Source organism: Streptomyces phaeolivaceus (assembly GCF_009184865.1).
Taxonomy (GTDB): Bacteria; Actinomycetota; Actinomycetes; order Streptomycetales; family Streptomycetaceae; genus Streptomyces; species Streptomyces phaeolivaceus.
Genome location: NZ_CP045096.1, coordinates 9,654,793 through 9,675,980, shown reverse-complemented (window position 1 = coordinate 9,675,980; position 21,188 = coordinate 9,654,793). Strand labels below are relative to the sequence as shown.

General features: G+C 71.0%; 19 protein-coding genes. 10 read left to right on the top strand and 9 right to left on the bottom strand.

What is annotated here, in order from left to right; genetic code table 11:
* The first annotated feature begins 19 nt into the window (after positions 1-19).
* From F9278_RS44015 to F9278_RS44000, 4 genes are read left to right on the top strand one after another with little or no spacing between them, the layout of a single operon-like run.
* Positions 20-199: a DUF6903 family protein gene (locus tag F9278_RS44015; RefSeq protein ID WP_152173319.1), complete on the top strand. Its 180-nt coding sequence runs from the start codon at positions 20-22 to the stop codon at positions 197-199.
* Complete coding sequence (locus F9278_RS44010; protein WP_152173318.1) at positions 196-1,572, top strand: alpha-L-fucosidase; 1,377 nt, start codon at positions 196-198, stop codon at positions 1,570-1,572. Before F9278_RS44015 ends, F9278_RS44010 begins: the two co-directional genes overlap by 4 nt.
* Positions 1,569-2,660, top strand: coding sequence for a hypothetical protein (locus F9278_RS44005; RefSeq protein WP_152173317.1), 1,092 nt, complete (start codon positions 1,569-1,571; stop codon positions 2,658-2,660). The genes F9278_RS44010 and F9278_RS44005 overlap by 4 nt, the downstream gene beginning before the upstream one ends.
* Complete coding sequence (locus tag F9278_RS44000) at positions 2,657-4,981, top strand: discoidin domain-containing protein (protein ID WP_152173316.1); 2,325 nt, start codon at positions 2,657-2,659, stop codon at positions 4,979-4,981. Before F9278_RS44005 ends, F9278_RS44000 begins: the two co-directional genes overlap by 4 nt.
* A gap of 56 nt (positions 4,982-5,037) precedes the next feature.
* On the opposite strand, the gene F9278_RS43990 is transcribed toward F9278_RS44000, so the two are convergent.
* Together F9278_RS43990 and F9278_RS43985 are read right to left on the bottom strand one after the other, a co-directional pair.
* The gene (locus F9278_RS43990) at positions 5,038-6,045 is read right to left on the bottom strand and encodes a 5-oxoprolinase subunit B family protein (RefSeq protein WP_226967199.1); all 1,008 of its coding nucleotides are present in this window, start codon (positions 6,043-6,045) and stop codon (positions 5,038-5,040) included.
* A gap of 1 nt (position 6,046) precedes the next feature.
* Positions 6,047-6,424 (bottom strand): LamB/YcsF family protein, encoded by a 378-nt coding sequence (locus tag F9278_RS43985; protein WP_264300226.1) that lies wholly within the window; start codon positions 6,422-6,424, stop codon positions 6,047-6,049.
* 65 nt (positions 6,425-6,489) lie between these two features.
* Here F9278_RS43985 and F9278_RS43980 point away from each other — a divergent pair, with 65 nt between their 5' ends.
* The gene (locus F9278_RS43980; RefSeq protein ID WP_264300195.1) at positions 6,490-6,666 is read left to right on the top strand and encodes a LysR substrate-binding domain-containing protein; all 177 of its coding nucleotides are present in this window, start codon (positions 6,490-6,492) and stop codon (positions 6,664-6,666) included.
* Positions 6,667-6,947: 281 nt separating this feature from the next.
* Here F9278_RS43980 and F9278_RS43975 read toward each other — a convergent pair whose 3' ends face one another.
* Positions 6,948-7,166, bottom strand: coding sequence for a hypothetical protein (locus F9278_RS43975; RefSeq protein WP_152173314.1), 219 nt, complete (start codon positions 7,164-7,166; stop codon positions 6,948-6,950).
* 197 nt (positions 7,167-7,363) lie between these two features.
* On the opposite strand from F9278_RS43975, the gene F9278_RS43970 reads away from it, so the two are divergent.
* From F9278_RS43970 to F9278_RS43965, 3 genes are all read left to right on the top strand, one after another.
* A complete protein-coding gene (locus F9278_RS43970) occupies positions 7,364-8,179 on the top strand; it encodes an SAM-dependent methyltransferase (protein WP_152173313.1) in 816 nt (271 codons plus the stop codon).
* Between the two features lie 307 nt (positions 8,180-8,486).
* Positions 8,487-8,660: a hypothetical protein gene (locus F9278_RS46600; RefSeq protein ID WP_193241913.1), complete on the top strand. Its 174-nt coding sequence runs from the start codon at positions 8,487-8,489 to the stop codon at positions 8,658-8,660.
* 709 nt (positions 8,661-9,369) lie between these two features.
* Positions 9,370-11,649: a M4 family metallopeptidase gene (locus F9278_RS43965; protein ID WP_152173312.1), complete on the top strand. Its 2,280-nt coding sequence runs from the start codon at positions 9,370-9,372 to the stop codon at positions 11,647-11,649.
* Between the two features lie 32 nt (positions 11,650-11,681).
* Here F9278_RS43965 and F9278_RS43960 read toward each other — a convergent pair whose 3' ends face one another.
* Entirely contained in the window at positions 11,682-13,994 is a 2,313-nt protein-coding gene (locus F9278_RS43960; RefSeq protein WP_152173311.1) for an MMPL family transporter, read from the bottom strand.
* Between the two features lie 147 nt (positions 13,995-14,141).
* On the opposite strand from F9278_RS43960, the gene F9278_RS43955 reads away from it, so the two are divergent.
* On the top strand, positions 14,142-14,507 hold the full coding sequence (locus F9278_RS43955) for a cupin domain-containing protein (RefSeq protein WP_152173310.1): 366 nt from the start codon (positions 14,142-14,144) through the stop codon (positions 14,505-14,507).
* Positions 14,508-14,704: 197 nt separating this feature from the next.
* Here the strand turns inward: F9278_RS43955 and F9278_RS43950 are convergent, their stop codons facing one another.
* A complete protein-coding gene (locus F9278_RS43950; RefSeq protein ID WP_152173309.1) occupies positions 14,705-15,649 on the bottom strand; it encodes a hypothetical protein in 945 nt (314 codons plus the stop codon).
* Positions 15,650-15,976: 327 nt separating this feature from the next.
* Here F9278_RS43950 and F9278_RS43945 point away from each other — a divergent pair, with 327 nt between their 5' ends.
* Entirely contained in the window at positions 15,977-16,441 is a 465-nt protein-coding gene (locus tag F9278_RS43945; RefSeq protein ID WP_152173308.1) for an SRPBCC family protein, read from the top strand.
* 43 nt (positions 16,442-16,484) lie between these two features.
* Here F9278_RS43945 and F9278_RS43940 read toward each other — a convergent pair whose 3' ends face one another.
* From F9278_RS43940 to F9278_RS43925, 4 genes are all read right to left on the bottom strand, one after another.
* Positions 16,485-18,065: a hypothetical protein gene (locus F9278_RS43940; RefSeq protein WP_193241912.1), complete on the bottom strand. Its 1,581-nt coding sequence runs from the start codon at positions 18,063-18,065 to the stop codon at positions 16,485-16,487.
* A 173-nt stretch (positions 18,066-18,238) separates the two neighbouring features.
* Complete coding sequence (locus tag F9278_RS47875; RefSeq protein WP_226967198.1) at positions 18,239-19,201, bottom strand: hypothetical protein; 963 nt, start codon at positions 19,199-19,201, stop codon at positions 18,239-18,241.
* A gap of 102 nt (positions 19,202-19,303) precedes the next feature.
* Positions 19,304-20,047 (bottom strand): response regulator, encoded by a 744-nt coding sequence (locus tag F9278_RS43930; protein WP_152173306.1) that lies wholly within the window; start codon positions 20,045-20,047, stop codon positions 19,304-19,306.
* Entirely contained in the window at positions 20,044-21,180 is a 1,137-nt protein-coding gene (locus tag F9278_RS43925) for a sensor histidine kinase (RefSeq protein WP_152173305.1), read from the bottom strand. The genes F9278_RS43930 and F9278_RS43925 overlap by 4 nt, the downstream gene beginning before the upstream one ends.
* Positions 21,181-21,188: the final 8 nt, after the last annotated feature.

Here is a 21,188-nt window from a genome sequence, read left to right as displayed (position 1 = left end):
CAGCGGAAGGAAACCGAACATGAAGGCATCGACGCGTACGGCGCTTCTGGTCGCCACCCGTACGCTCCTCGCGGCGGCCTGTGTCACGCTCGTCGTCACCGCGCGCACCACGGCCGGCTGGGACAGCCTGCTGGTCATGCTCGCCGCGCTGGCCGGGCTGCTGGCCCTGCTCGCCTCGTACAACCGGCGGTTTCGATGACCACGGCCGCCGGCACCGGACGGGCCCTGGCGGAGGTCCGGCCGAGCGGACGCCAACTCACCTGGCAGGCCATGGAGTTCTACGGGTTCGTCCACTTCGGCATGAACACGATGACGGGCCGGGAGTGGGGCGAGGGCCACGACGACCCGGCGCTGTTCGACCCGGCCGGGCTCGACGCCGACCAGTGGGTGCGGGCCCTCAAGAGCGCGGGGATGACCGGGGTCATCCTCACCTGCAAGCACCACGACGGCTTCTGCCTCTGGCCGAGCGACGTCACGTCCTATTCGGTCGCCTCCTCGCCCTGGCGGGACGGCCGGGGCGATGTGGTCGCGGAGGTCGCCGACGCGGCACGCCGGCACGGTCTGCGGTTCGGCGTGTACCTCTCCCCCTGGGACCGCACGGAGGCGTCGTACGGTTCGGGGACCGCGTACGACGACTTCTACGTCGCCCAGCTCACCGAACTGCTCACCCGGTACGGGCCGGTGTTCTCCGTGTGGCTCGACGGCGCCAACGGCGAGGGCCCGAACGGCAAGCGGCAGTACTACGACTGGGAGCGGTACTACGCGGTGGTCCGCGAGTCGCAGCCGGACGCGGTGATCAGTGTGTGCGGGCCGGATGTCCGCTGGTGCGGCAACGAGGCCGGGGAGACCCGCCCCGACGAGTGGAGTGTCGTACCGCGTGCCCTCCAGGACGCCGAGCGCACCGCCGACCGTTCGCAGCAGGCCGACGACGGCGCCTTCGCCCGTCTGGTCCGCAGCGACGACCGGGACCTCGGCAGCCGCGCCGCTCTCGTGGGGCACGAGGACGATCTCGTCTGGTATCCGGCCGAGGTCAACACCTCGATCCGGCCCGGCTGGTTCCACCATCCGGCGGAGGACACCCAAGTCCGTTCCGTGGACGAGCTGTTCACCATCTATCTGCGTTCCGTCGGCGGCAACTCCTGCTTCCTGCTCAACGTCCCACCGGCCGCCGACGGACTCGTGCAGGACGCCGACGTGGCGGTGCTCGGCCAACTCGGGCGGCGCATCCGGGACTTCAGGGCGCGCCGGATCGAGGCCACGGCAACGGTCTCGTCGGGCCCCGAGGTCGACCCGGCCGCCCTGCCCACCGTGACCCTCACCTTCACCCGGCCGTATCGGATCGAGGCGGTCGTCCTGGGCGAGGACATCACGCGAGGGCAGCGCATCGAGCATGTCGTCGTCCGGGGCCACCGGGACGGTCGGTGGACGACGCTCGCCGAGGCGGACTCGGTGGGCCACCAGCGCATCCTGACGTTCCCGCCGACCGAGGCCGACACCGTACGGATCGAGGTGACCCGGTCCCGGGACACCCCGCTCCTCGCCCGGACGGACGCGATCGAGGCGGCCTCGTGAAGCGGACCGGGACACCTCGCGGAACGACGGGAGCACCCCGGAGAACCGCCTTCCTGATCTTCGGCGCGTGCGTCGCCCTCACCGCCCTGATCGTCACCGGGGTGACCCTGCTCGGCCACCGCGGCAGCGGCGGCGGCACCCGGATCGCCACCCTCGACGGACACCCCGTCACCCGCGACGAACTCCTCTTCCACATGCGGCGGTTGGCGCCGACCGTGCAGAACGAGCTGCGCAACGCGTACGGCCTCGGCGGCACGCTCGACTGGAACGCGAAGGCCGGTGGCAGGACCGCGCTCCAGCGTCTCGAATCCCGGGCGCTGGACGAGATCGAGCGGGACAAGACCGTCCTCGTCGTCGCCGAGGAGCAGGGCCTCGTGGACTCCGTGGACCACGCGGACTTCCTCACCGAGCTGGCGAAGGAGAACGAGTCCCGGGCCGAGGCCGTCGCCGCCGGCCGGACCGTGTACGGCGTCACGGAGTTCTCCCCCGACGAGTACTACAGCCACCGGCTCACCGAACTCACCACCGGCCTGAAGAAGCGGCTGGGCGCCGAGGCCGGGGGCCCGCTGAAGGTCACCGACGTCGAGGTCCGGCACGCCTTCGACTCCGACCGGGACGCGTGGAGCGCCAACGCGACCACGTACACGTACACCCGGCTGGTCGTACCGATGCCCGCCGACGCGCCCTCGGAGCGGGCCACCCGCCTCCAGCGACGGGTGTCCGCCGCCGAGCGCCTCGCGGACGTCGTCCCCGGGGAGCCCGGGGCCAGGCTCACGACGGCCACGTACGACGGCGGTGGCGCCACCAGCCTGAACGCGCACGACCAGGACCTGACGACGGTGCTCGGCGGGCTGAGGACGGGTGAGGTGTCCGCCCCTGTCCCGGGCACCGGTCAGATCACCTACTACGAACTCGACGGCAAACGCGTCGACGAGGACAAGGCGTTCGCCGCGTACTCCCAGCGGATCCGGCAGTCGCTCGTCGAGGAGAAGTTCGACCAGTACCTCCAGCGTCGGATCGACGACGGTGACATCGATGTCGACAGCGCGGCGCTGGGTGCCATCAACGCAGAGGATGTGCAGCAATGAGACCCGTCGACACCGGACCACCCCGCCCTGCCCGGACGCTGTACGTGGGCTTCGTCGCCCTGCTCGCCGCCCTGCTCGTCGGAGCGCTGGTGCCCGCCGCGCACGCCGGTACGGCCCCGCACCGGGCGCCCGTGCGGATCAAGCCCGCCTGGCCGGGCAACACGCCGAACACCACGGGCGGCAAGGACTACTTCATCGACTCGGCGCTCGGTCGCGACAGCGCGGCCGGGACGTCCCCGGGCACGGCCTGGCGCACCCTGGCCAAGGCGAACGCGACGACGTTCGCACCCGGCGACCGTGTCCTGCTCAAGGCCGGTGCGCAGTGGCAGGACGAGCAGTTGTGGCCGAAGGGCTCGGGCAGCACGGGCCGGCCGATCACCATCTCCGCGTACGGCGACCCGAACGCGAGACGTCCGTACATCGCGGCCAACGGCAAGGTGCCGAACCCGTTCCGGGCGGACGGCACGAAGAATCCCGCGACCGTCGGCCTGACGGGCGCCATCGTGCTGCGCAATCAGCAGTACTGGGACATCAACAACGTCGAACTGTCCAATGACGACGATTTCGCGACCGACATCACCACGGGGACGTACGTCCGCGACGGAATCATGGTCTCGATCAACGCCGATCTCCTGGCGAGCGGCGCGGACAGCGTCATGGACCACTTCCGGATCTCGAACGTCCACGTCCACAACCTGGACGGCCCCAGCACTTGGCAGCGCATCCACTACGGCGCCGTGAATTTCCAGGTGTTCGGCAGCCGCAGCTACAAGGACTACGGCACGGGCGGCTATTACTTCAAGGACGTCCGGATCGAGAACAACACCTTCGAGAACGTCGAACTGCACGCCGTCCAGTTCGCTTTCAACTGGTTCGCGGCCGACGGCGCGGACGCCGGCCAGTACGACGAGAGCGGAAAGTGGCACGAGGGCTGGGAGCAGTTGTGGGTACGCACCCGCGATCTGTACAGCCGTGACGTCTACATCGGCCACAACTACGCGGAGAGCGTCGGCCAGGGCGCGATCCAGCTCGCCAACACCAAGAACATGACGGTCGAGTACAACGAGGTGAACGGCTTCTTGGAGCGCTACGACGCGGTGTCCTGCGCGCTCTATCTGTGGGCGGGCGCCGACTCTGTGATGCAGTTCAACGAGGTGTACGGCGGCCCGGACAACGAGTACGACGGCACTCCCTGGGACCTCGAATACACGAACTTCAATGTCACGTACCAGTTCAACTACTCGCACGACAACGAGGCGGGCTGGATGGCCTATATGGGCAACAGCTCGAACTCGATCGCCCGCTACAACCTGAGCGTCAACGACAACGGCGTCCTGGTGAAGAACATGCTGTCGACGAACTACTCGCCGACGTACTTCACCAACAACACCTTCGTCTACGACGGCGCGGATCTCGACTATGTCCACGACGAGACGTTCCTGAGCCGTGTCTACTTCCTCAACAACGTCTTCTACAACACCTCGAAGACGAAACCGACGACGTGGTACCGCCGGACGGGCGCACTGCGGCAGGCCGTGTTCGCCCACAACGACTACTACGAGGCGGGCGGCACCCATTCCCCGCAGGAACCGGCCGACCCGGACGGGCTGCGGGCCGATCCACGGTTCGTCGGTGACCCGGCCGACTATGTGACCGGCGTGGGCGTGAACCGGATCCGGGAGGCCGCCGCGCACTTCGCCCCGCGCGACGACTCACCGCTCATCGACGCCGGCCGCTACAACCCGCGCCTGGGCACCCAGGACTTCCTGGGCCGGCACATCTACCACGGCGACGCCCCGGACATCGGCACGGTCGAGACCCTGATCGGCCCGAAGGTCCCGAACCCGGTGGACGACGATCCCATCGAGGAGGAGGTGGACAACCGGGTCGACCTCGCCCTCGGCAGACCCGCCACCGCCAGCTCGACCCACCCCGGGGCGAACGGCACCCTCACCGCCGACAAACTGACCGACGGCAGCCTCACGACCCGCTGGGCCGCCGCCGACGACGCGGCCTACCCGATCACCCTCGACATCGACTTCGGTGCGAACACCACCTTCGACCAGGTCTCTCTGGACGAGTACACCGACTCGGGCACCAACCCCCGGGTGCGGACGTTCGACCTGCAACGCTGGGACGCGGCGGCCGGCCGCTGGGTCACCTTCGCCACCCGTGACACCGGCATCGGCCACGACCTGACCGTGACCGGCTTCGGTGACATCACCACATCACGGCTCCGGGTGGCGCTCACCGGGAAGATCGCGACGGAGACGTACACACCGACACTGACCGCGATATCGGTCTACAACAGCGGCGGCTAGGGCCTCCCCCGCACGGCGGTCACCGAGGGGCGAACGCCCACCGGTGACCGTCGCCGTCACTCGTCGTCGACGACCAACCCCTTGGCGGCCGGCAGCGGTTCGAGGACCGTCATCGAGATGTGCGGCCCTGCCGAGTGCTGGTCGGCGGCCCCGTTGGCGGGGAGCCCGTAGCGGGAGCGGCCGACGCGGCCGAGGTCCTGGACGGTGGTGATACCGGCGGTGCGGACGGTGAGGGTGTCAGCCATGGCGGCCCGCCGGGGTCGTACAGGAGGTGTCGTCGCGGGCTGCCAGGGGTGTACCCGCGTACGTGTCCCACTCGTCGGGGTGATGGGGACGAACCGGAAGGTGTCACCGGGCAGGCAGGCGGTGAGGGGGTCGCTGTGCGGGTCGAGGACGCGCAGGGGGGTGCGGCCGAGGAGGGGCCAGCCGCCGGGGGACGGCATCGGGCAGATGACCGCCTGGCGTCCGGCGACGGCGACCGAGCCGGGGTCGACGCGGGTCCGGGGTGAGGCGAGTCGGGGCACCGGCTTCGGGAAGGGCGGCCCGTCCATCATCGGTGCTCCGGCGGGGGCGCCCAGACAGCGGACGGTGAGATCGGTGCCGGGGTGGACGGCGACGACCTCGGCCTCGGTCAGGCCCAGTCCGGCGGCGACCTCGGGCAGGTCGGGGCCGAACTCGCCGCCGTAGACGACGGGGACGACGGGGACGACGGGGACGACGGGAACGACGGGAACGACGGGAACGACGAAACGCCGGGGAGGTGTCGACCGCCGTCCGGAGCCGGCCCCGATCCGGGCGGCCTCGTGGCGCAGGACGCTCCGGACGGTCTCGTGGTCGGTGGTGGCGGAGTCGAACTCCACCAGCCGGGCGTCGTAGGTGGGCACCATGTCGTGCACCCCGGGCAGCCGGACGGCGTCCAGGGCGTCCGCCAGGGCGTGCACGAGCCGCCAGTTCTCCTCGCGGTCCGGGCCGACCGCCTTGACGACGAGGGCGGAGTCGCCGCAGTCCGTGACCGTGCACGCGAGATCGCCCGGCGGGCCGCTCCGCACTGTGTCGTCCGCCATATCAGGCGCTCCTGGCGGTCAGGACGGCGTCGAGTCGGGTGATCTCGACGTCGGCGGCGAGGAGTTGGGCGCGGATCCGGCCGGCCAGCGCGAGCGCTCCGGGGGTGTCGCCGTGCAGCAGGACGGAGTCGCAGGTGACCGGGAGATTCTTGCCGCCGACGCTGCGGATGAGGCCCTCGGTGACCATGCGCAGGGTGCGCCGGGTGCGCCGGGCGATCTCGTCCGGGTCGTGGATCACCGCGCCGGGTTCGGAGCGGGGGACGAGGGTCCCGTCGTCGTCGTACGCGCGGTCGGCGATACCGACGATGCCGACGATGCCGACGCGCAGTCCACGGGCGCGGGCGGCGTCGGCGAGTTCGCCGTCCTGCGCGAGGACGATCAGCGACTCGTCGAGGGACGCGACGGCCTCTGCTGCTGCCCAGCGGGATCCACACCATCCGCCAGGTGGTGGAGGCCGCCTTCCAGCACGCCTCGCTCCGGCCGAAGGTGGTCGGCGAGGTCGAGTCCGCGCTGACGCTCGTCAACGCCGTGGACGCGAATCTGGGCGCGACCGTCCTGCCCTGGTCCGCCGCCCGTGCCGTCCTCGACGTGCACGCCCCCTGTCGGTCCGCCGCATCGTGAATCCCGCGATCCAGGTGAAACTCTCCCTGGTCACCTCGGACAATCAACCACTGTCCGAGCCCGCCCTCGCGGTCCACGATCTGTTCCTCGAACTCATCGCGGAGTACGACGATTCCCCGACCTTCCCGGCCGATGAGCCGAAAAAGACTCCGGAAACGACTCCGAAAACCACTCCGGAAACGACTTCACATGCGAAACCGGATGCGAAACCGGGAACGAAAAAGGCCCACGAACAGCGATGCGTGAGACATCACGTGGGCCTTCTGCCGCTACGGTCCCCGCTACGCGCCGAACCCGAGAAGCGCGACTTCGAGCGGGAGGGCCGGGCGCTCGGGGAGGGCGGGCGGGTCCTGGCCGCGGCCGGTGTGCGTGGGCGGGACGACACGGAGCGCCTTGATCCCGTCGGCGGCCCATCCCGCGCCGGTCGGAGGCAGCGACAGGGTCATCCGGCGGCCGTCGGCCAGCGTGGTCTCGATCTTGGTCGGGTCGTTCGTCGTCATGGCAACCCTCTTCCGTCGCGCACCAGGTGCGTCCAGCCTCATCACGAAGGACGCCGGCGCGCCACGAGAGGTTCCCCGCGGCTGTGAAACCGCTGCTCGGGCCCACCGGAAAATGTGAACTGGCGTACGCGGAACGGGCGTCGGGACGTAAGTTGTGTCCGGAACTCCTCGCTTCGGCTGAAAGACGGACGGCAGACATGACCGACCACGCGACCACGCCCGGACCGGCGGCGCATCAGAAGATCGACACCTCGGTGCCGCACTCGGCCCGTATCTGGAACTACTGGCTGGGCGGGAAGGACAACTACCCCGTCGACGAGCAGGCGGGCGACGCGTACACGGAGCTGTTCCCGGGCATCGTGACCATCGCCCGGAGCAGCCGCGCGTTCCTGCGCCGCAACATCACGTACCTGGTCGCCGAGGCGGGCATACGCCAGTTCCTCGACGTCGGTACGGGCCTGCCGACCGCCGACAACACCCATGAGGTGGCCCAGCGGATCGCGCCCGAGACCCGGATCGTCTACGTCGACAACGACCCGATGGTCCTGTCCCACGCCCGCGCCCTGCTCTACTCCACGCCGGAGGGGGCGACCGCCTACGTCGACTCCAATGTGCTCGACCCGGACCGTATCCTCACGGCCGCCGCCGAGACCCTGGACCTCGGCAAGCCCACCGCGCTGATCCTCAGCAACATCCTGGGCCATGTCGCCGACACCGAGCAGGCGCGCTCCATCGTCGACAGCCTGCTGGGGGCGCTGCCGTCGGGGAGCTACCTCTCCGTCAACGACGGTTCCCGGGGCATCGACCCGGTCTTCGAGCGGGCCCAGGACGGGTACAACGAGAGCGGCGCCGTGCCCTACAACCTGCGCACGGTCGACGAGATCACCTCCTACTTCGACGGCCTGGAACTGCTCGACCCCGGCGTCGTCTCGGTCCCCCTCTGGCGCCCGGAATCCACCGACCCCGCCCCGCAGATCATCGCCGAACACGGCGGCCTCGCCCGCAAGCCCTGACCCGACGCCGTGGGCCCCCGACGGCGAGCGGGCCACCCGGATCCTGCAACTCCTGGCCCTGTCGGGGTCGGCCGAGGCACGCGAGGCGCTGCGGGCGTACGTCCGTGAGGGCGAGCACCGGGTCGACGTACTGGAGTCGGTTGCGGACGTCCGGCCCGTCGCGTGGTGGGACGACCCGGCGGAGGTCGCACGGGCCCGACCGGGCGACGACCGGCCCCGGTTGTGGGGTTCCGAGCCGTGGGTGCGCCGGCGGGTGGGGGCCGAAACGCATCCACCCGGCCGCCCGCACCGGCCGCACCCGATCGCCGTGGGTCCGAGCGGTCGCCGGCTGCTGGACGTCCTCGCCGACGGCGGCTCGGCGCTCCACACGAGGATCGAGGCCCTGCGTCTGCCGGCCGGACGTCCGCCGGACCCGTCGCTCGTCCCGCTGGTGGCCGGCCTTGCGGAGGTGAACGGCGAACTGCCCCTGCCGGGGAGTTGAGTTCGCGGTTCTGCGGCTCGGTCCGCTCGCCGTGCCCGAGGCACGGACGTGGGCGGTGAGCGGGGCCCACGGCTGTCCCGGATCGGGCTCCGGCCGCTGGCGGAACACGGCACGGAGCACGATCTGCCCCTCCTGCCGGCGGAGTTGGAAGCGCAGGAAGCGGCACGCCAGTGGTGCGGTCCCTCCACTCCGGCCACCGGGATCGCCCGGTTCGGCGCGGCGGGCGCGGAGACGGCGCCGGTGCCGCGCCGGCCATGGTCGCGCACCCCGCGCTCGTACGAACGGCCGCACTTTCCGCGGGCGTTGGCGGCCGTGGGCGCCGACCGGGCTCGACCTCGCGTTCACCGAGTCGCTGTGGGACTGCGAATCCGACGCCCGTCTTCCGGGGATCGCGCACGCGCCCGATCACCCCCGGGTACGGGAGCGGCTCACCCGGCTCCGCGACGATCCGATGGAGGAGGCCGAGGTCCGGACGGCCGCCGGGAAGCGCCTGGTCACCGGCGGTCGGTGATCGAACATTTTCCGGCCAAAGACTTGTTGTGCCCCTGACATAGTCCTCGCTCGTCTGTCACTCTGTGCGCATTCCGTCTCACGACGGCGCACGCGCACCCGCATCGCAGCACTCCCTGCCCCACCCGGTGCCTCGACCCGTGCACCGGGTCCTTCGTACGGCCGTTCGTCCAACGTCGGCCGCAGCAAAGGAGTTCGCGTGAGATCCACCCCCCACAGACGTACCACGGCCACGGCCGCCCTCGTCGTCGCGGCGGCCATGCTCGCCGTCGCCGTCCCGGGCGCCCCCGCGATCGCACGCGGTGACGGCGGCGAAGGCACCGCCCGTCCCGTGTCCGCGAAGGCGGACCGCGGCTCGCTGCCCGCGCAGCTGTCTCCCGCTCAGCGTGAGACCCTCATCCGCACCGCCGAGGAGGCCACGGAGAAGACCGCGGACCGTCTCGACCTGGGCGGCCAGGAGGAGTTGCGGGTCCGTGACGTCGTCAAGGACGCCGACGGCACCGTGCACACCCGCTACGAGCGCACCTACGCCGGGCTGCCCGTACTCGGCGGCGACCTCGTCGTCCACGCCGCCAAGTCCGGCGCGGTCGAGAGCGTCACCCGCGCCTACAAGCCCACGCTGAAGGTGTCGGACCTCAGCCCCGAGGTCACCAAGGCCACGGCCGAGAAGCAGGCGCTCGCGGCGGCCCAGGAGGAGGGGTCGACCAAGACCGCTCCGGACAGCAGCCGCAAGGTCGTCTGGGCCGCGAAGGGCACGCCGGTCCTCGCCTACGAGACCGTGGTGAGCGGCTTCCAGCACGACGACACCCCCAGCGAGCTGCATGTCATCACCGACGCGCAGACCGGGAAGAAGCTGTTCGAGTACGAGGCCGTGCACACCGGCACGGGCAACACCCGTTACAGCGGCACGGTCACCCTCGGCACCAGCCAGTCCGGCTCGTCGTTCACGCTGACCGACGCGGACCGGGGCAACCACCGCACGTACAACCTGAACCGCGGCTCGTCCGGGACGGGCACGCTGTTCAGCGGGACCGACGACGTCTGGGGCGACGGGACCACCGCCAACCTGGAGACCGCCGGTGCCGACGCGCACTACGGCGCGGCTCTGACGTGGGACTACTACAAGAACGTGCACGGCCGCAACGGTCTGCGCAACGACGGTGTCGCGCCGTACAGCCGGGTCCACTACGGCAACGCCTACATCAACGCGTTCTGGCAGGACTCCTGCTTCTGCATGACCTACGGCGACGGGGCGGGCAACGCCAACCCGCTCACCTCGATCGACGTGGCCGCGCACGAGATGACCCACGGTCTGACGTCGGTCACCGCCAACCTCACCTACAGCGGTGAGTCGGGCGGCCTGAACGAGGCGACCTCCGACATCTTCGCCGCTGCCGTGGAGTTCGCCGCGGGCAACGCCAACGACGTCGGTGACTACCTCGTCGGCGAGAAGATCAACATCAACGGCAACGGCACACCGCTGCGTTACATGGACCGCCCCAGCAAGGACGGCTCCTCGCGCGACTACTGGTCGTCCACGCTCGGCAACATCGACGTCCACTACTCCTCGGGCCCGGCCAACCACTGGTACTACCTGGCCTCCGAGGGCAGCGGCGCGAAGGTCGTCAACGGCGTCTCCTACGACTCGCCGACCTTCGACGGGCTGCCGGTGACACCGATAGGCCGGGACGCGGCCGAGAAGATCTGGTTCCGGGCGCTCACCACGTACATGACGTCCAGCACCAACTACGCGGGCGCCCGCACCGCCACCCTCCAGTCCGCCGCCGACCTGTACGGGCTGGGCTCGGTCACCTACAACAACACCGCCAACGCCTGGGCCGCCATCAACGTCGGCGCCCGGATCCTCGACGGTGTCACGGTCGTCCCGCCGGCCGCCCAGTACTCCCTGGTCGGACAGGCCGTCACGCTGGACGTCCAGGCGTCCTCGACCAACGCCGGCGCCCTGTCGTACGCGGCCACCGGCCTGCCGGACGGGCTGTCCGTCGACGCCGCCACCGGCCGGGTCTCGGGTACGCCGACCACGGCCGGCAACTGGACGCCGACGGTCACCGTGACGGACGCGACCGGCGAGACCGGGACGGCGAGCTTCGCGTGGCGGGTGGACGAGGAGGGGAACCAGTCGGTGTTCGAGAACACCGCCGACTACCAGATCCCCGACAACGGCACCGTCGAGTCCCCGATCAACGTCAACCGGGCCGGAGCGGCCTCCAGCACGCTCACCGTGGATGTGAACATCGTCCACACCTGGCGCGGTGACCTGGTCGTCGACCTGGTGGCCCCGGACGGCACCGCGTACCGGCTGAAGAACTCCGCGTCGTCCGACTCGGCCGACAACGTGATCGCGACGTACACGGTGAACGCCTCCTCCGAGACCGCCGCGGGCACCTGGAAGCTGCGGGTGCAGGACGTGGCCAGCCTCGACACCGGCTACGTCAACAGCTGGAAGCTGACCTTCTGACGCACCGTCAAGTGTCGTACGAGTGAGGTGAGTCAGCTACCGAGCGGCCGGTCCTGCTTCCGCGGGACCGGCCGTTCGGCCGTGTCGCCCTCCGCGTCGATGTGCGGCATGATCCGGTCCAGCAGGCGCGGGGTCCACCAGGCGTGGCTGCCGAGGAGGGTCATCACGGCGGGGACCATGAGCAGTCGGACGACCGTCGCGTCGATGAGGACGCTGACGGCGAGACCGAGGCCCAGCATCTTGACCACGATGTTGTCGCTGACGATGAACGCGGCGAAGACGCTGACCATGATGAGGGCGGCGCAGGTGATGACCCGGGCCGTGATCTCCAGCGCGTGGGCCACGGCGGCACGGGCGTCGCCGGTGCGCGACCAAACCTCGTGGACCCGGGAGAGCAGGAAGATCTCGTAGTCCATGCTGAGGCCGAAGATGATGGCGAACATCATCATCGGGACATAGCTCTCGATGGGCACCTTGCCGTTGACGCCCAGGGCGGGTCCGCCCCAGCCCCACTGGAAGACGGCGACCACGACACCGTACGAGGCGGCGATGGACAGCACGTTGAGGACTGCCGCCTTCACGGCGACCAGCAGACCGCGGAAGACGGCGAGGATGATCAGGAAGGCGAGTCCGACGACCACGGCGATGATGACGGGCAGCCGGTCCGCCACGATGTCCCGGAAGTCGACCTGGGAGGCCGTGGTCCCGGTGACATAGCCCTGCGCCTTGGTACCGGAGACCGAGGCGGGGAGGGTGTCGTCGACGAGCCGGTTCGTCAGGTCCGTGGTGTCGGCGTTCTGCGGCGACTCCTTCGAGTAGACCGTGCCGACGAGGACGTCCCCGTCCTGGGTGGGCGTCAGCGGAGTGACCGCGTACGCGCCCTCGACCGCGTCGAGGTTCTTCTGCGCGGTGCTCTGCAGGCTCTGCCGGTCCGAGGACGGCACCGAGGTCTGGTCGATGACGATCGTGAGCGGACCGTTGGAGCCCGGCCCGAAGGCGTCGGTCATCAGGTCGTAGGCGCGGCGGTCGGTGAACGAGGTCGGGTCGGCGCCGTCGCCGATGTGGCCGAGCTGCATGGAGAACAGGGGGATCGCGAGGACCGCGACGGTCGCGACGCCGGCCGACAGGAACCGCCACGGGTGGTGCTCGACGCGTTGCGCGTAGCGGTGCCAGGTGCCGGTGATCTCCTCGCCCGCGTCGGCGCCGGTCTCGGCGACGGGTTTGCGGACGTGGTAGCGGTCGATACGCCGGCCGATCAGGCCGAGCAGGGCCGGGACCAGGGTGAGGGCGCCGATGATCGCGGAGACCACGGTCACGGCGGCGGCGACACCAAGTTTGCCGATGAAGCTCACACCGGACGCGTACAGCCCGGCGAGGGCCACGATCACCGTGCAGCCGGAGACGAGGACGGCGTGGCCGCTGGTCGAGGCGGCGCGGCCGGCCGCCCGGACCGGGTCGTCGCCGTCCAGCAGGTTCTGCCGGTGGCGGGTGGTCAGGAACAGGGCGTAGTCGATGCCGACGCCGATACCGATCATCGTGGCCAGCGTCGGGGAGACGGTGGCGAAGACGAACGCCGAGGCCAGCAGCCCGAGACAGGCCAGGCCCCCGACCACGCTCAACAGCGCGGTCACCAGCGGCAGTCCGGCCGCGACGACACTGCCGAAGCCGATGAGGAGGACGACGATGGCCACCGCGAAGCCGATGAGTTCGCTCACCCGGTCGTCGGGCGCGGGCCGGGCCAGCTCACCGAGCGGTCCGCCGTACTCGACCTCGGCGCCCGCCGACCGCAGCGGCTGCACGGAGTCGTCCACGCCGTCGAGATAGCCGTCCCCGAGGGTGGAGGGCTGTACGTCGAAGCGGACGGTGATGTACGCGGTCTTCTGGTCGGAGGACAGCGGGCCGACGTTCGGCTGCTGCGACTGGTCCGACGACTGCGACGACTGCGACGACTGCGACGACGAGTCGGAGGACGAGGAGAGCGGGTTCTGCGCCGACAGCACGTGCGGCAGCTTCTCCAGGCTGGAGACCGTGTCGGACATCTGGGAGCCGAGCGAGGTGAGCGCCTTGTCCTTGTCGTACAGGACGATCTGGCTGCTGTAGCCGCCGGCCGCCGGGTCGTGCGCCTTCAGGACGTCCAGGCCCTCCGTGGACTGCACGCCCGGCAGGTCGAAGTCGTCCGAGTACTCGCCGCCGTAGACATGGTTGAGGGTCTGCAGGGCCGCGAGGGCGACCAGCCAGGCGACGATGACGATCACGAAGTGCCGGGCGCACCACTCGCCGAGCCGTCGCAGCCGCCCCACCGCGGCCTTGCCCCCGCCTTCTCCACCGGAACGCCCTGAGCGCATCGCCTCTCCCACGGGAGCGATCTCCCGGACCCCATTACACGATGCTCCCGGTGGCCCGGCACCTCCGGAAACAGGCGGTCCCCCGGTTGGCGGCCCCGGCTTGACAGGCGGACGATGGGGAGGTGGGACGGAACGGAAGGAGCCACCATGCTGGAGATCAAGACGGTCGAGAAGCCGGACGAACGGCGCGATTTCCCACGGGGTCACCTCGAAGCCGTTCACCTCACCGGGCTCGACTTCGCCGTGGCCACGTTCGAGCCGGGCTGGCGCTGGTCCGAGTCCGTCGGCCCGATCGCGGGCACGGAGAGCTGCCAGGTCCACCACAACGGCTATGTGGTCCAGGGGCGTATGCACATCCGTATGGACGACGGCGGTGAGGGCGAGGTCGGGCCCGGCGACGCCTTCGTCTGCCCGCCGGGGCACGACGCGTGGGTGGTGGGCGACGAGCAGGTCCTGCTGTACGACTTCGCCGGACAGATGGCGACGGACTACGCCAAGGCGAAGGACGACTGACGGGACCGACCCGATCCGGGTACGAGAGGAACCGGAGGCGGCGGCGCACCCGCGCCCCGCCTCCGTGTGTCGGACAGGCCCTAGCTAGGGCGTGCTTCGGAAGTCCCTTCGTCGCCCGGAGGGCGGCTCCGCGGCGTCCGGTGCGGCGAGAGTACGTGCCAGGCGCCGCGGAGCAGAAGGGACTTCCGAAGCACGCCCTAGATCCCGTCGGATTCCCGCAGGTTGTCCAGCGTGGCGTTCGTGTCCGTCTTCAGCCACTCCACGACGTCGTCGACGTCCGGCATGGTGACGTCGTCATAGGTGGAGCCGTAGGCGCTCCAGCGCATCTCGTACGTCATCCAGCCGTCGCGCACCGCGAGGGTGGCCGAGCGGCTGCCGCTGTCGTCGTCGCCGGACGAGGTGTCCTCGGTGACGAGATACGCCTCGTCGCCGAAGCCGGAGACCTCGTCCACCTCGTAGTCCTCGTATCTCTGGTCGTACTCCGACCACAGCGCGGTGAACTCGGGGCCGGGGTCGGTCTTCTTGTGGAGGTCCATCTGGACCGAGAAGTACGCGTCGGAGAGCGAGGAGGTCGAGGACTCCTTGAGGGAGATGCTGCAGTAGCCCTGGTCGAGGGCCTCGTGCTCCAGGGAGTTGTTCACCGGGGCGGTGTCCTCCTCCGGGTACTCGTTCTTGAACGACGAGTAGTCCACCGAGGAGCAGAGATTCGACTTGGCCTCGTAGCCGCGCAGATCCGCCTCCGTGTCGTCGTTGCCGAGCAGGAGGAAACCTCCTCCCCAGGCCGCGGAGGCCACCACCGCGCCCAGCAGCACCCACAGCACCGCGCGTCCGCCGGCACCCTTCGCGGGCGGGGCGCCGAAGTGCGGGTGACCGCCCGGCGGATAGCCGCCGACGGGCTGGCCGTACGGAGGGGCCTGCGCCGGGATCGGAGCGGCCGGGGGGCCGTAGCCGACCGGTGACTGAGGGTTCGGGTAGGGGTAGGCGGTCGGGGCCTGCTGCGCGGGTGCCTGCGCGGGGACCGGTATCTCCGCCTGGGTCGGTGTGGGCGTCGACGGCTGGGCCGGGGGCGGATAGGCCGGGGCGGCGGACGGCTGGTCCTGCGGTTGCGGTTGTGCCGGCGCACCCTCGGGGCGTTCGGTCATCGGGGTCTCCTCGGGTCGTGGTGGTGGACGGGGTGCGGCGGCGGAGAGGGAACCCGCCCGGCTCGGCCGCCGGACGGGGCGGCCGGGTGTCGTGTGCGAACGCGTAGAGGAGAAATACCCGCGGCCCGATCCCTTCCATGCGGCCCCAGGGACCCCGGCCGCACCTGAAGATCCAAGCCTCGCAGAGCGCCCGCCGCGCGGTCGTCCGTAGAACTACGCACCCCGCCTACGCAACCTGGGGTGTCGGCCGGGGTGCGGGCGGGGCCGTCGGCCGGGGCGGTGGCCGTCATGGGGCGGGTGTCGGTGCCCGGTGCTTTCATGGGAGTCATGACCAGCAGAAGCGTGGTAGTCGAGCGGCGGGTCGCCGCTTCCCAGGGGCGGGTGTGGGAGGCCCTGACGGACCTCGGCGGGATGGACCGGATGCTCAGCGGTGTCACGGGGGTCGAGGTCCTCACGGACGGGGGCTTCGGGGTGGGCACCCGGTGGCGGGAGACGCGTCGGATGTTCGGCAAGGACGCCACCGAGGAGATGTGGGTGACCGTCAGCGAGCCGCCCGAGCGCTATGTGGTGGAGGCCGAGTCGCACGGCTCCCGCTATGTCTCCCAGTGGCAGCTGCGGGCCGACGGACCGGATGCGACGACGGTCCTGATGACGTTCTCGGCCGAGTCGACCGGTGCCGTCGCGGGTCTGCTCGCCAAGCTCATGGGTTCCGTCGGCGCCCGAGCCGTCCGCAAGGCCGTCGAGAAGGATCTCGACGACATCGCCGGGTGGGTGGAGGGCCGCAGGGGGTGAGTCTCCCCGCGGCCCTCGCGTCGGGTCATCGCCCGGGGGGTTGTCAGGAGTTCACGCCGAGGCCCGAGGTCACATAGGCGCACTCCGTGTAGATGTAGCCCGACTCCAGCTTGGCCGTGTCGGAGGCGGCGCTCGACGCGCTGCCGCCCTTCGGCTTGTGCAGGAAGTACGTGGTGCCGACCGGCAGACTGATCGTCCGCTGCGGGTAGTTGTCGTTGCCGTTGCACGGCTTGAAGCTGGGGTTCAGCGTGCTGCTCCAGTCGTAACTGGTGCAGCTGCCGCAGCCCTTCAGGGTGAAGGAGCCGGTCACCGGACCGGTGTACATGACCTGGATCTCGTCGGGGCTGTCGTTCTTGACGGTGACGGAGATGCTGCCGCCGGAGCGGGTGGTGGGCAGCTTCTTGCCCGCCTCCGGGACCTCCTGCGCGATCTCGGCGGCGATCGCTATCTTCTTCGCGCGCGGCGCGTTCCTGTGCTTCTTGTTGGCGTCGACGAAGTCGTTCATCGACGTCACCGCCTCGGCGAAGTCACCGTCGTTGTACTGGTCCACGCCGCAGGTGTAGACGCCCGCGGACGCGGACTTCTCGGCCTTCCCGGCGTCGGCGGCGAGGGCGTCGGCCACCCCGGCCTTCTCCCCCGGCAACGCCTTGACCTGCGAGCCGAGCGTCTCCAGCCGGTCCACGGCGGTGCACGGGTCGTCGCCGCCCACGGCCTTGACGGCCTTGTCGACGGCCGCCTTGACATCGGGTTCGACCTTCGCCGCCTGGTCCGAGTCCGGGAAGGTGGTCAGCAGGTCGCTGAACTGGTTCTGCCAGCCCTCGGTGTCGCCCGCGAGGCTGTCGGAGGCGCACTCGTACAGCGAGGTGGCGAGCCGGTCGTCGGGCCAGCCGGTGAGCGAGCCGAGGTCCTGCTTGCTCACGGTCTGCGGAACCGTGCGCAGGTATTCGAGGGGCGCGACGGCATCGCAGTACGCCTGCTTCTCGAAGGGGGCGCCGACCGTCGTGTAGAAGGTCTTCAGCCGGTCCGGGACCTTCTCGGCCGCCCGGGAGTCGGGGTGGTCGGTGCTGAGGTCGTCGTAGGCGGTCAGCGCCCTGCGGTACTCGGACTGGGTGGTGGAGAAGGACTCGCCGGAGGCCTTGTCCACGAGGTCGTCGGCCTTCTCCAGCCGGTCCAGGAGCATCTCCTCGACGGCTTCCTCCCGCGCGGTCTCGTACAGCAGACCGCTCGCGACCGGTACGCCGAGGAGGAGGACGCCGAGAGCGATGGCGAGCGGGGACTTCGCGGGCCACACGAGGCGGTTGCGCAGGCCCAGGAAGGCTCCGTGGGCGGCGACGAGGAGGAGGAACAGACCGTAGACGGTGAGGGTCGCGCCGGAGACGCCGTCGGGGTCGGCGGGCAGCACCGTGAACAGCAGCAGGCCGGTGGCGGCCCAGCACACCAGGGTCAGCAGCGGGCGGCGCATCAGGGCGTAGCCGAGGCCGAGACCGCTGAGGTTCAGCAGGCCCACCCCTACGGCCCGCCAGCCGTCGGCCGGACCGGGCGGCGGGCCCGGCGGCATCGGCGGCACGACGAAGCTGTGGCTCCAGCCGTCCTGGTCTCTTATCCCGTACTGATCCCCGGACATCTCGGATCCCCCCGTCAACTCCACCCGCATGCTTACGAATTGTCAGTGTACGGCCGAAACTCGATGCCGCGACAGTTGATTCTCGGGCGCAGGCGGAGATCGATTTCTCTTTGTGATCACCGGCTTGAGGACCACGAAAGGTACACGGCCCATGGCTGGTTGACGCAGCGGGGTCACCTTCCGGTTCGCCCGGCGAACGGGGTTTTCCGCGTCGGCGGTCCAGGAGCCGGCGTGCGACGGGCCGGGGACGCCTGGGCCAGGACGAGGACGGCCGCCGCTCCCGTGGTGAGGACACCGGCCGCGAGCACGATCCACCAGGGGGCGGTCGCGTCGTACGGCGCGCGCCCGGCGTAGGCGGTCGCGGTGACCGCTCCGAAGGCGGCGGCGTAGCCGAGGGAGGCCAGCGCCAGCATGGTGGCCGCCCGGCGGGACGGGAGGCGGCCGGCGTCGGCCAGGATCGCGAGGACGGCGAGGAGTTGGATGCCGTGCAGTCCGGCGGCGTGCGCGAGTTTGGCGCTGCCCGCCGCCCCGAACAACACCTCGTCCGGCACCCGTCCGGTGTCGTCGAAGGCGGCCTCCCCGACAGCGGCCATGTCGCCGCCGATGTACCCGGCCACCAGGACCGCCGCCAGCCCGACGAGCGTGGCGACACGGGCCGCCCCGCTGCCGTCGAAGCGGATCAGCGCGGCGACGAACAGCCAGACCAGGCCGAGGATCAGCGGCAGGATCAGGGTGCCGATCGCGGACCAGATCGCCGAGTCGGTGTCCGTGGCCTGGTTGAAGTGGGACGCGACCCCGCGCCAGCGCTGGGCGGTGATGAGCCCGACCTCCAGGACGCCGACGAGGACGATCAGGGCCGCCGGGACCCGTACCCACCAGCGCGCGGGCATCTGTTTCACGACCCAGACCACGGACCACAGCAGCAGCCCGAAGGACACCCCGAACGCGACCGGCTTGCGCCAGGACACCGGTCCCCACCACGGCTCCCGGTCGATCACCGCCACCAGCCCGTGCACCGCCCCGGAGACCACCAGCGCGGTCCCGCACCACCACAGCAGCCGCTGGAAACGGCCCTCCGGACGTACGGCACGCCACACGTCCGTCGCCAGTACGGCCCCCGTACCGATCGCGCTCATCACCGCTCCCCTCCCGCCGATGGCCCGACCGTAGGGCGGCGGAGGGTGCCGGGCGTCCCCCTGCGGGGGTGCCGGAACGTACCCCCGTGGGGGTACGTCCGGTCAGCCTGGGCCGGGGTGCGGGTGATCGCCCCGGGACTCCATCAGACCGGAGCGGTACGCCAGGACCACGGCCTGGGCCCGGTCGCGGGCGTCGATCTTGTGCAGGATGCGTTTGACGTGTGTCTTGGCGGTGGACTCTGCGATGCCGAGCAGATCGGCGAGTTCCGCGTTGGAGAGGCCCTCGGCGATCAGGCGCAGCACCTGCGCCTCACGGGCGGTGAGGCCGCGCAGCCGGGCACGGTCCCCGGCGTCCGGATCGGTGCGGCCGGTCCGGCCGTCGAGAACGAAGCGTTCGACGAGGGCGCGGGTGACGGACGGATCCAGCAGGGTGTCTCCGGCGGCCACCGTCCGTACGGCGTCGATGAGCCGCTCGGGGGCGGCGCGCTTGAGCAGGAACCCGCTGGCACCGGCCCGCAACGCCCGCCACACATAGGCGTCGTCGGGGAACGTCGTCAGGACGAGGACCCGTGCGGCCAGGCCCGCCGCGACGATCCGGGCGGTGGCCTCGATGCCGTCGAAGCCCGGCATCCGTACGTCCATCAGCACGACGTCCGGGGCCAGCGCGTGGCACAGTTCCACGGCCCGCACCCCGTCGGCGGCCTCCCCCACGACCTCGATGTCCGGGGCGGTGCCGAGCGTGACCGCGACACCGGTGCGCAGCAGGGCGTCGTCGTCGGCGAGGAGCACCCGGGCGGGCGGGCCGACGGGACGGCCGGTCGTGGTGGCGGCGTGAACGTCGGTCATGGCAGCGGCAGTTCGACGCTGAGGGCGAAGCCGGTGCCGCCGTCGTCCGCCGGGCCGTGGGCGACCGTGCCGCCCAGCGCGGCGGCCCGTTCGCCGATGCCGCGCAGCCCGCGGCCGGGACGGTACCGCGGCGGCGGTCCTGCCCCGCCGTCCACGACCCGGACGAGGACCGCGTTGCCCCAGCGCTGTCTGCGGACCGTCACCTCGGCGGAGCGGGCGTGGCCGTGGCGCAGGGCGTTCGTCAGCGCCTCCTGGACGATCCGGTGCACGGACAGCCGCAGCGCGCCCGGCAGGACGAGCGTCTCCGGCTCGATCCGCAGCCGTACGTCCATGCCCGCGTCCGCCATCGGGCGCACGAGCCGGTCCAGGTCGCCCGGGTCCAGGGCCGGGTCGTCCGCGTCCGGCGCCGCGGGGGCGCCGTCGTCGTCGGCGCGCAGGACGCCGAGGAGCCGGTCGAGTTCGCCGAGGGCGTCCCGGCCGGTGCGTTCGACGCTCCTCAGCAGTTCACGGGTGCGGTCCGGGTCGGTGTCGAGGACCATCCGTCCGGCGCCGGCCTGGACCAGCATGGCGTTCACCGAGTGGCCGACGACATCGTGCAACTCGCGGGCGATGCGCACCCGTTCGGCGACGAGCGTCTCGCGGCGCAGGAGCCGCCGCAGTTCCTCCGTCTCCCGGCGGTGCCGGGCCGTGGCGCAGCCCGCCGCCCAGACCAGCAGCCAGACCAGGACGACCGCGACCTGTGTCACCCACGAGTCGTGCCTCGGCGCGAAGTGGGCGAGCACACCGAGCGGTACGAGGAGCGCGCCGAGCACGGCCCGGCGCGGACTCGCGTACAGGCCCAGCGAGTGGACGGCGATGAGGTTCGCGACCGGCGTCAGCTCGCCGGGGCTCACCCACAGGGCCTCGGCGACGAGTGCGGCCGTGCCCACCGTGTACCCGGCCAGCGGGGCGCGGCGCCGGACGGCCAGGCCTCCGGCGATCAGCACACCCAGGGCCAGCACCACCGGTGGGGAACCGGCGGGTTCCTCTCCCGGGCCGAGCCGTACGGCCACCATGGCCACGAGCAGTACGCCGGCCGCCGCCATGTCGCCCGGCGGCGGCCACCGCAGCCGCCGGGCCCAGCCCTCCGCCATGCTCCGCC

Coding starts and splice junctions, on each gene's coding strand:
- F9278_RS44015 (WP_152173319.1), top strand. CDS start 20: ATGAAGGCATCGACGCGTACGGCGCTTCTGGTCGCCACCCGTACGCTC.
- F9278_RS44010 (WP_152173318.1), top strand. CDS start 196: ATGACCACGGCCGCCGGCACCGGACGGGCCCTGGCGGAGGTCCGGCCG.
- F9278_RS44000 (WP_152173316.1), top strand. CDS start 2,657: ATGAGACCCGTCGACACCGGACCACCCCGCCCTGCCCGGACGCTGTAC.
- F9278_RS43990 (WP_226967199.1), bottom strand. CDS start 6,045: ATGGCGGACGACACAGTGCGGAGCGGCCCGCCGGGCGATCTCGCGTGC.
- F9278_RS43975 (WP_152173314.1), bottom strand. CDS start 7,166: ATGACGACGAACGACCCGACCAAGATCGAGACCACGCTGGCCGACGGC.
- F9278_RS43970 (WP_152173313.1), top strand. CDS start 7,364: ATGACCGACCACGCGACCACGCCCGGACCGGCGGCGCATCAGAAGATC.
- F9278_RS43960 (WP_152173311.1), bottom strand. CDS start 13,994: ATGCGCTCAGGGCGTTCCGGTGGAGAAGGCGGGGGCAAGGCCGCGGTG.
- F9278_RS43955 (WP_152173310.1), top strand. CDS start 14,142: ATGCTGGAGATCAAGACGGTCGAGAAGCCGGACGAACGGCGCGATTTC.
- F9278_RS43950 (WP_152173309.1), bottom strand. CDS start 15,649: ATGACCGAACGCCCCGAGGGTGCGCCGGCACAACCGCAACCGCAGGAC.
- F9278_RS43945 (WP_152173308.1), top strand. CDS start 15,977: ATGACCAGCAGAAGCGTGGTAGTCGAGCGGCGGGTCGCCGCTTCCCAG.
- F9278_RS43940 (WP_193241912.1), bottom strand. CDS start 18,065: ATGTCCGGGGATCAGTACGGGATAAGAGACCAGGACGGCTGGAGCCAC.
- F9278_RS47875 (WP_226967198.1), bottom strand. CDS start 19,201: ATGAGCGCGATCGGTACGGGGGCCGTACTGGCGACGGACGTGTGGCGT.
- F9278_RS43930 (WP_152173306.1), bottom strand. CDS start 20,047: ATGACCGACGTTCACGCCGCCACCACGACCGGCCGTCCCGTCGGCCCG.
- F9278_RS43925 (WP_152173305.1), bottom strand. CDS start 21,180: ATGGCGGAGGGCTGGGCCCGGCGGCTGCGGTGGCCGCCGCCGGGCGAC.